Origin of the sequence: Pseudomonas sp. (assembly GCF_030147005.1) — a bacterium.
Lineage (GTDB): Bacteria > Pseudomonadota > Gammaproteobacteria > Pseudomonadales > Pseudomonadaceae > Aquipseudomonas.
Window position 1 is genome coordinate 22,746 of the sequence record NZ_JASLAW010000203.1, and the last position, 9,181, is coordinate 31,926.

A 9,181-nucleotide genomic window follows, 5' to 3' on the forward strand; every position below is an offset into this window, starting at 1 on the left:
TTCGACGATGAATTTTCTGCTCCAGCCTTTCTTCAGTCACGTCGAGCAGGGACGCTCCCTTATTCGCGGTATAGGTCATGCACAGACGTCAGCTCCTCAACCTGCTGCTGGTCAGCCCCCTGTTCGCCTTGCCGCTGGGGGCTTACGCCACGCAGATCCGCAATGCGCGCTTGTGGCGTTCGGACGATAAGCTCAGGCTAGTGTTCGACCTCAGCGGCCCGGTGCAATACAAGACTTTTTCACTGGTCGCCCCGGAGCGCTTGATCATCGACCTGAGCGGCGCCGGGCTCAGTGGTGACTTCTCCCAGTTGGTGCTTAAGAACAGCGGGATTACCTCGATCCGCTCCGGGCATTTCGGCAAAAACGACACTCGCATCGTGCTGGACCTGGCAGCGCCTATGCAGCTCAACAGCTTCCTGTTGCCGCCCCAGGAGGGTCAGGGTCATCGCTTGGTACTCGACCTGACCCGCGCCACACAGGCGCCTCGACAAATCGCCGCTGAGCCTGCGCCCTTGATCGCTCCGGTGGACAAGGCACACCCCAGGCGAGACATCATCGTGGTGGTCGACCCTGGCCACGGCGGCAAGGACCCCGGCGCCATCGGCTCAAAGGGCCAGCGGGAAAAAGATGTGGTGCTGTCGATTGCTCAGTTGCTGGCCAAACGTTTGAAACGCGAAAAGGGTTTCGACGTGAAGCTGGTGCGCAACGATGATTTCTTCGTGCCTTTACGCAAGCGCGTGGACATCGCCCGCCAGCACAAAGCCGATATGTTCATCTCGGTGCATGCCGACGCCGCACCACGGCTCACTGCATCGGGTGCCTCGGTGTATGCGTTGTCCGAAGGGGGCGCCACCTCCGCGACCGCGCGCTTCATGGCCCAGCGCGAAAACGGTGCGGATCTGCTCGGCGCCACGACGTTGCTCAACTTGAAAGACAAGGACCCGATGCTCGCGGGCGTGATTCTCGACATGTCGATGAATGCCACCATCGCCTCCAGCCTGCAACTGGGCAGCTCGGTGTTGGGCAGCCTGCAAAACATCACCAGCCTGCACCAGAAGCGTGTGGAGCAGGCCGGGTTCGCGGTGCTCAAATCACCGGATGTGCCGTCGATCCTGGTCGAGACCGGATTTATCTCCAACACCCAGGACGCCCAGCGGCTGGTGACCGTGCGCCATCAACAGGCCGTTGCGGATGGCCTCTTCGACGGACTGAAAAAATACTTCGAGAAGAACCCGCCGATGAACAGCTATATGGCGTGGGTGCAGGAGCAGAAGAAAGGCCAGGTCTAACAGCCGGTCATTCGGCTGCAGGTGAACGTGGCGCTGGCTCCGCCTGAACTGGAGAACCGGTTGAGGGTGGTCCAGCCCACGCGTCGCGTGTAGCCGACCCACGCCTCACCGTCCGATGCCAACCCGGTAAAGAACGTCAGCTGCCCATAGCGGCTGTTGGTTTGTGCCCAATAGCGCTTGCCGATCACTTCGAACCCGCGCAAATACGTGGTGCCGCCAACGGTCGCCACGCTGTAGGCATTGCCCAGCGGGTCCATACAGGCCAACAGGTTGGCGCTGCGCGTGCAGTGGGCCAACGGGCTTGGGGTTTGAGCACAGGCAGGTCCTGCCGCTGCCAATAGCAGGATGTACCAGAGGCGTTTCATCAGGTTTCTCGGGGTGGGAAGGTGATCAAGCTTCGCGCCCTTCGTCACGCAGAGCAAGGAAGGTTGGCTTGTTTGTATTGTTATACTATAACATAAAACAAAGCCTGGCCTGACCGGGCAGTCTGATGAGAGCGACCTGATGCCCAACCGTCTACCCGTTACTGTGTTGTCCGGCTTTCTCGGCGCCGGTAAAAGCACGCTGCTCAACTACGTGCTGCGCAACCGCGAAAACCTGCGCGTGGCGGTGATCGTCAACGACATGAGCGAAATCAACATCGACGGCAGCGAAGTCCAGCGCGACGTCACCCTCAACCGCGCCGAAGAAAAGCTGGTGGAGATGAGCAACGGCTGCATCTGCTGCACCTTGCGTGAAGACTTGCTCGAAGAGGTCGGCAAGCTCGCCAAGGAAGGTCGGTTCGACTACCTGCTGATCGAATCCACCGGTATCTCCGAACCCTTGCCGGTAGCCGAAACCTTCACCTTCCGCGATGAAAACGAGCAAAGCCTGGCGGATGTCGCGCGCCTGGACACCATGGTCACTGTGGTCGACGGCATGAATTTCCTGCTCGACTACCAGGCCGCAGAAAGCCTGGCCTCCCGTGGGGAAACCTTGGGCGAAGAGGATGAGCGCTCGATCACCGACCTGTTGATCGAACAGATCGAATTCGCCGACGTGATACTGATCAGCAAGATCGACCTGATCAGCAGTCGCGAGCGCGAAGAATTGATCGCAATTCTTGAGCACCTCAACGCCCAGGCGCAAATCATTCCGATGGTCATGGGCCAAGTGCCGCTGAACAAGATCCTCAACACCGGCCGCTTTGATTTCGAACGGGCCGCCCAGGCCCCGGGCTGGTTGCAGGAATTGCGCGGCGAGCACGTGCCGGAAACCGAAGAGTACGGCATTGCCTCCACCGCTTACCGTGCGCGTCGGCCCTTCCACCCTCGGCGGTTTTTCGACTTCATCGACCGCCCTTGGGTTAATGGCAAGCTATTGCGCTCCAAAGGCTTCTTCTGGCTGGCCAGCAAACACGAGGACGCCGGTAGTTGGTCCCAGGCCGGTGGTTTGATGCGCCATGGTTTTGCCGGGCGCTGGTGGCGCTTCGTGCCGAAAAGCCAATGGCCGCAAGACGAAGAAAGTGTTGCGGCGATCATGGGTAACTGGCAACCGAGCACCGGGGATTGCCGTCAGGAGTTGGTGTTTATCGGGCAGAACATCGACTTCGCGCAGATGCGCGCCGAACTGGCCCTGTGCTTGCTCACCGACGAAGAAATGGCCCTGGGCGTCGAAGGCTGGCGCCAGTTGGCCGACCCCTTTGGCCCTTGGTATGAGGAGGTAGCCGCCTGATGTTGGCCCCGGTCATTCCCCTGCGCCCCGTGATCCGCCAGACCCGCGGCGAAACCCCGCTGGCGCTGTCCGATATTCTGGAAGACGGCGTGAACCTGGCGCTGTGGCAGCGCCAACTGCCCCTGCATATCGCCGAGTTCGGTGCGTTGCTGGTATCGCTCAATGAGCCGCTGGCCGAAGCATTGGTCATCGAATTGGACAGCGAAGACAGCGTGCCGAACTTGCAGGGCCTGGCGTCCAGTTGCCGTGATCTTGAAGGCTATGACGGCTTTATCGCCGATGTCTCCTGGCTGATCAGCGCATTCGCCTGCCTGCTTGGCGCCCGGCGCATCGGTGTGCGTTTGCGCCTGCTGGACAAGGCCATGTGCCCGCGTTTTCATGTCGACCATGTGCCGGTGCGGCTGATCACCACCTACGCTGGCGTCGGCAGCCAGTGGTTGCGCGAAGGCGTCATGGACCGCCGCCGGTTGAGCCGGCCTGACGCAGAACCTACCGAGCGCATCGAGCAAATCCGCTGCGGTGAGGTGGCCCTGCTAAAGGGCACAAAATGGCACGGCAACGAAAACCACGGCCTCATTCACCGTTCGCCTGCGCTGAAGGCGAATGAGCGTCGCTTGATCCTCACACTGGATTGGCTCGCATAAACGCGTAGGATCAAGCGCTCTACACGGTCTGAATGATGCCACTCATGCTGCAGGACATTCCCACCCACGTGATTGCCGGGCCGTTGGGCGCCGGCAAGACCAGCCTGATCAAACACCTGCTTACCCAACGCCCGGCCAACGAGCGCTGGGCGGTGCTGATCAACGAGTTCGGGCAGATCGGCCTGGATGCTGCCTTGCTCACTCAAGATGACGATGGGGTTGCCTTGGGCGAAGTGGCGGGTGGCTGCCTGTGTTGCGTGAATGGCGCGCCATTCCAGGTAGGCCTTGGCCGGTTGTTGCGTAAGGCCAGGCCGGATCGGTTGTTTATCGAGCCGTCGGGCCTGGGCCATCCGGCGCAGTTGCTCAAACAACTGGGCCAGGCGCCCTGGCAGAACGTGCTGGCGGTTCAGCCTTGCGTGCTGGTGCTGGACGCTCAGGCCCTGGCGGCCGGCAAACCCCTGCCGCAAGCGCAGCAGGAAGCGCTGGCCAGTGCCGGCCTGCTCGTGTTGAACAAGGGGGAGATGCTGGATGCGGCCCAGCGCCAGGCTATTGAGCGGCAGTTACCTGGCAATGCGCTTTATTGGACGCGTCAGGCTCAGTTGCCCATTGAGCGGTTGCCTGGCTTGAAGACAAAAGCTGGCGGGGTTGTGGGTAACTTCGTGGTGCCCGAAGGTGTGGCACCTATGCAGGCGGTCTGGAGCGACCCCGCATTACCGATCTGCCTGAGCCAGGCCCAGGAGGGCGGCTGGAGCATCGGCTGGCGCTGGCACCCGAGCCAGCAGTTCGACCTGGAACGCTTGAGTCAATGGCTGACACAGGTGGAATGGCGGCGCGCCAAATTGGTTATCCACAGCCGTGAAGCCTGGGTATCCGCCAATGCTGTGGATAACGGCCTGCCGGCTTGGCAGCCGAGCGAGTGGCGCCGCGATTCGCGTATCGAATTGATTTTCAGCGCACCACAGGACGTGGCGGCATTGCAGGTCGCTTTGGCTGACTGCCGTTACTGACGGTTCTTGGTCGCGTGGTCCTGGCGCCACTGGCTCAGTTCGATGACCTCGGCGCTGGGCAGCGGCTCCTTGGCTTCGAACGGGTAGGGCGCCAATTCAATCTGCGCGCTGTGGGCGCCAAATTGGGTGATGGACCCGCTGTGACGAGCCTCGCCCGTTACGGTGAACTCGAAATTATAGACGCGGGCCAAACGTCGCCGACCCTTGGCATCCTTCACCCAACCGATGCGTTTGAGCGCCACCGCACCGTCGAGCAGTTCGATATCGAGTTTGGCGCAGTGCTGCTTGACCCGCTCCAGCGCCCGCTCGCGCAGGCCATGGTTGTGCCAAACCCAAGCGGCCCCCGTCGCCAGCAGCATCAACACGAACATGTTTCCCAGGGTCAGCATTCCATGAACTCCAACAAAGTGAGCGCAGCTTAACTGTGTCGCCGGTCTGTCGTACAGGCTGCGTTTAGTCGCATACTGCGCGGCCAGAATTTCAACGGCTTTATGGAAATCTCCTGCATGAAACGTACACCCCATCTGCTTGCGATCCAGTCTCATGTGGTCTTTGGCCACGCCGGAAACAGCGCCGCCGTGTTCCCTATGCAGCGGGTCGGGGTAAACGTGTGGCCGCTCAACACGGTGCAGTTCTCCAACCACACACAGTATGGCCAATGGGCGGGCGAAGTGCTGGCGCCACAGCAAATTCCTGCTCTGGTGGAAGGTATAGCGGCGATCGGCGAGCTGGGTAACTGCGATGCGGTGCTGTCCGGCTACCTCGGCAGTGCGGATCAGGGGCGCGCAATTCTGACTGGCGTGGCGCGCATCAAGGCGCTCAATCCCAAGGCCGTGTACCTGTGCGACCCCGTGATGGGCCATCCGGAAAAGGGCTGCATCGTGCCGCAGCAAGTCAGTGATTTCCTGCTGAACGAGGCCGCGGCCGTGGCGGATTTTCTGTGCCCTAACCAGCTGGAGCTGGACAGCTTTGCCGGGCGCAAGCCGCAATCGCTGCTCGATTGCCTGGCGATGGCCAAGGCCTTACTGGCGCGCGGGCCCAAGGCGGTGCTGGTCAAACATCTGGATTATCCGGGCAAGCTGCCGGACGGCTTCGAGATGTTGCTGGTAACGGCCGATGGCAGTTGGCACTTGCGTCGGCCGCTGCTGGCCTTCCCGCGCCAGCCGGTGGGTGTGGGTGACCTGACGTCGGGGTTGTTCCTGGCGCGGGTGCTATTGGGCGATAGCCTGGTGGCGGCATTTGAGTTCACTGCGGCGGCGGTGCATGAGGTGCTGCTGGAGACCCAGGCCTGCGCCAGTTATGAACTGGAACTGGTGCGGGCGCAGGATCGTATTGCCCATCCCCGCGTACGCTTCGAGGCTATGCCGATCAGCCTGTAATCACACCGAACCACTGTGGGAGCGGGCTTGCTCGCGAATGCAGTGGGTCAGTCAATACATGCGTGACTGACAGACCGTATTCGCGAGCAAGCCCGCTCCCACATGTTGATTGGGTTACGGCGCGTCGGCCTTGATTTCCTGGTAACGCTTCTCCAGCTCCTGGCGAATCTGGCGACGTTGCTGGGCCTGCACGAAGCGACGCTTGTCTTCGCTGTTCTGCGGCTGCAAGGGCGGCACGGCAGCCGGTTTGCGCTGGTCATCCACCGCCACCATGGTGAAGAAGCAACTGTTGGTATGACGCACCGAGCGTTCACGGATGTTTTCGGTCACCACCTTGATGCCCACTTCCATCGACGTGTTGCCGGTGTAGTTGACCGACGCGAGAAAGGTCACCAGTTCGCCGACATGGATCGGCTCGCGGAAAATCACCTGGTCCACCGACAGGGTTACCACATAACGGCCGGCATAACGGCTGGCGCACGCGTACGCCACTTCGTCGAGGTACTTGAGCAGGGTGCCGCCGTGGACATTGCCTGAAAAATTGGCCATGTCAGGGGTCATCAATACCGTCATCGACAGCTGGGCGTTTCCGGGTTCCATAGCACACTCACGGGTTGTAGGCATTGGTTGGGTAGGGCACCTCTGCGGGTGCTGGGATCTTTGCAGCCATCCCTAACGGGACGCCGGTGGGAGGCTTGCCGTCACGCCCGGGCCGATCTGTTTCCATATATTGCATCGGCTTTCCGGCCGAAGTCGCGGTGTTAACCTTCAGACGCGCCTCTATGGGCATTTCTTACGGTCACGGCAGACTTTTCTTTCAGCGGCTGCGCACGCAGGACGTGAGAAAACCGCCAGCAATTTCAAGGAGCCCCACGCCATGCACGCCGTCAGCTTTATCCAGGACTTGGCCGTGATCATGTTGGTGGCGGGGGTTGTCACCATTCTGTTTCATCGCCTCAAGCAGCCCGTGGTGCTGGGCTACATCGTCGCCGGCTTCATTATTGGCCCACACACGCCGCCGTTCGGTCTGATTCACGATGAAGACACGATCAAGACCCTGGCTGAACTTGGGGTGATCTTCCTGATGTTCTGCCTGGGCCTGGAGTTCAGCCTGCGCAAGCTGTTCAAGGTGGGCGCCACGGCGTTTATCGCGGCGTTCCTGGAAATCGTCCTGATGATCTGGATCGGCTACGAAATCGGCCAATGGTTCGACTGGAACACCATGGACTCGTTGTTTCTCGGCGCGATCCTGGCGATCTCCTCGACCACCATCATCGTCAAGGCCCTCAATGACCTGAAGATGAAGAACCAGCGCTTCGCCCAGCTGATATTCGGCGTGCTGATTGTCGAGGACATCCTGGGGATCGGCATCATTGCCTTACTGTCGAGCATCGCGGTCAGTGGCACGGTCAGCTCCGGCGAGGTGTTTTCCACCGTGGGCAAGCTGTCGCTGTTCATGATTGTTGCGCTGGTGATTGGCATTTTGCTGGTGCCGCGCCTGCTGGCTTACGTCGCCAAGTTCGAAAGCAACGAGATGCTGCTGATCACCGTATTGGGACTGTGCTTCGGCTTCTGCCTGCTGGTGGTCAAACTCGAATACAGCATGGTGCTGGGTGCCTTCCTGATCGGCGCGATCATGGCCGAATCACGCCAACTGATCAAAATCGAGCGCCTGATCGAACCGGTTCGCGACATGTTCAGCGCGATTTTCTTTGTCGCCATCGGTTTGATGATCGACCCGCAAATTCTGCTGCAGTACGCCTGGCCGATTGCGGTCATCACCGTGGCCGTGGTGCTGGGCAAAATGTTGTCTTGCGGGCTGGGTGCGTTTATCGCCGGCAACGATGGCCGCACCTCGCTAAGGGTGGGCATGGGGCTGTCACAGATTGGCGAATTCTCCTTCATCATCGCGGCGCTGGGGATGACCCTGCAGGTCACCAGCGATTTTCTGTATCCGGTGGCGGTGGCGGTTTCGGCGATAACGACATTGCTCACCCCCTACCTGATCCGTGGCGCCGACCCGCTGTCATTGAAAATAGCCGCCGTGATGCCCCAGCGCATGAGCCGGGTCTTCGGGATGTATGGCGAGTGGCTGCGCAGTATTCAGCCTCAAGGCGAAGGCGCCATGCTGGCGTCGATGATCCGTAAGATCGTTCTGCAAGTGGGGGTGAACCTGGCGCTGGTGATCGCGATCTTTTTCGCCGGCAGCTTTTTCGCGGCGCGCATCGGAGGGTATCTGGAAGGCTGGATCAGCGATCAAAGCTGGCAGAAAGCGTTGATCTGGGGCGGGGCATTGCTGTTGTCGCTGCCGTTCCTGATTGCGGCGTATCGCAAGCTCAAGGCGTTATCGATGCTGCTGGCGGAGATGAGCGTGAAGCCGGAAATGGCGGGACGGCATACCCAGCGTGTACGACGGGTGATCGCAGAGCTGATCCCCATTTTGTCGCTGTTGGTGATCTTCCTGCTATTGGCAGCCTTGTCGGCCAGTATTCTGCCGACCAACAAGTTGCTGGTGCTGATCGCGGTGGTCACGGCCGCGGTGGCGGCGGTGCTCTGGCGCTGGTTCATCCGTGTGCATACGCGCATGCAGGTTGCCTTGCTGGAGACGCTGGATAACCACAAGGATACGCCGGAGCATTAGAGGAGATATTAAGGGGGGCTGCTTCGCAGCCCAGCGGGAGCAAGCTCCCTCGCCACAGGTCTGGGCTCAGCTTTCCAGCCAGACGTCCCGTGCCCAGTGCCACACTGATTCCCAAGTTTCTTCGGTGACCAGTTCTTCTTCGCCGGACCACAGCACCACGGTGCCGTCTTCTTCGACACAGTAGTAGTCGTCGCCGTCCTGGCAGATCGGGATCAACTCACGCGGTAAGCCCACGTCCCAAGCGGTCGAGGCCACATCCGGCAGGTAAGTGTGTGAACCTGGGTCGGTCACTGTTACCGGCTCAAGGCTGCCATAGACCACATCGCTGACGGTCAGCAAAAATTCCTTGAAGACGAATGGGATATTGATGAACAGCTCTTCTTCAATTTCCACCAGTTGGTCTTCGTCAGGCAGCTCCAAAGGAACCGGAACCGGTTCGTTGGCTTCACGCAGTTGTTCGATGACTTCTTCCACGGCCGGGATCCTCTTGCTAGATGGCGCGTTTATA

At 60.4% G+C, this 9,181-nt stretch carries 10 protein-coding genes; 6 read left to right on the forward strand and 4 right to left on the reverse strand.

All coding sequences use genetic code 11. From position 1 onward, the window contains the following. Nucleotides 1–77 precede the first annotated feature (77 nt). Nucleotides 78–1,289, forward strand: coding sequence for an N-acetylmuramoyl-L-alanine amidase (locus tag Q1V60_RS19095; protein ID WP_300633460.1), 1,212 nt, complete (start codon nt 78–80; stop codon nt 1,287–1,289). Here Q1V60_RS19095 and Q1V60_RS19100 read toward each other — a convergent pair. Beyond that, a complete protein-coding gene (locus Q1V60_RS19100) occupies nt 1,286–1,654 on the reverse strand; it encodes a glutamine synthetase (RefSeq protein ID WP_300633462.1) in 369 nt (122 codons plus the stop codon). The two genes, Q1V60_RS19095 and Q1V60_RS19100, sit on opposite strands and share 4 nt — an antisense overlap. A 139-nt stretch (nt 1,655–1,793) precedes the next feature. Between Q1V60_RS19100 and zigA the strand changes: the two genes are divergently transcribed. The 3 genes from zigA to Q1V60_RS19115 are packed head-to-tail and all read left to right on the forward strand — an operon-like array spanning nt 1,794 to nt 4,653. Beyond that, nucleotides 1,794–3,002 carry a zinc metallochaperone GTPase ZigA gene (zigA, locus tag Q1V60_RS19105; RefSeq protein ID WP_300633464.1) on the forward strand — a complete coding sequence of 403 codons (1,209 nt, stop codon included), beginning with the start codon at nt 1,794–1,796 and terminating at the stop codon, nt 3,000–3,002. Next, the gene (locus Q1V60_RS19110) at nt 3,002–3,646 is read left to right on the forward strand and encodes a DUF1826 domain-containing protein (RefSeq protein WP_300633466.1); all 645 of its coding nucleotides are present in this window, start codon (nt 3,002–3,004) and stop codon (nt 3,644–3,646) included. Before zigA ends, Q1V60_RS19110 begins: the two co-directional genes overlap by 1 nt. Nucleotides 3,647–3,690: 44 nt before the next feature. Further along, nucleotides 3,691–4,653 (forward strand): CobW family GTP-binding protein, encoded by a 963-nt coding sequence (locus tag Q1V60_RS19115; protein ID WP_300633468.1) that lies wholly within the window; start codon nt 3,691–3,693, stop codon nt 4,651–4,653. Here Q1V60_RS19115 and Q1V60_RS19120 read toward each other — a convergent pair. After that, entirely contained in the window at nt 4,647–5,042 is a 396-nt protein-coding gene (locus tag Q1V60_RS19120; RefSeq protein ID WP_300633470.1) for a DUF3301 domain-containing protein, read from the reverse strand. The genes Q1V60_RS19115 and Q1V60_RS19120 overlap by 7 nt on opposite strands. Nucleotides 5,043–5,159: 117 nt before the next feature. Between Q1V60_RS19120 and pdxY the strand changes: the two genes are divergently transcribed. Then, nucleotides 5,160–6,032: a pyridoxal kinase PdxY gene (gene pdxY, locus Q1V60_RS19125; protein ID WP_300633472.1), complete on the forward strand. Its 873-nt coding sequence runs from the start codon at nt 5,160–5,162 to the stop codon at nt 6,030–6,032. 114 nt (nt 6,033–6,146) lie between these two features. Here pdxY and Q1V60_RS19130 read toward each other — a convergent pair whose 3' ends face one another. Beyond that, complete coding sequence (locus Q1V60_RS19130; RefSeq protein ID WP_053258732.1) at nt 6,147–6,632, reverse strand: acyl-CoA thioesterase; 486 nt, start codon at nt 6,630–6,632, stop codon at nt 6,147–6,149. Nucleotides 6,633–6,909: 277 nt separating this feature from the next. Between Q1V60_RS19130 and Q1V60_RS19135 the strand changes: the two genes are divergently transcribed. Beyond that, nucleotides 6,910–8,673 carry a cation:proton antiporter gene (locus Q1V60_RS19135; protein WP_300633476.1) on the forward strand — a complete coding sequence of 588 codons (1,764 nt, stop codon included), beginning with the start codon at nt 6,910–6,912 and terminating at the stop codon, nt 8,671–8,673. A gap of 66 nt (nt 8,674–8,739) precedes the next feature. On the opposite strand, the gene Q1V60_RS19140 is transcribed toward Q1V60_RS19135, so the two are convergent. Next, the gene (locus Q1V60_RS19140; RefSeq protein WP_300633479.1) at nt 8,740–9,147 is read right to left on the reverse strand and encodes an SMI1/KNR4 family protein; all 408 of its coding nucleotides are present in this window, start codon (nt 9,145–9,147) and stop codon (nt 8,740–8,742) included. Nucleotides 9,148–9,181 lie beyond the last annotated feature (34 nt).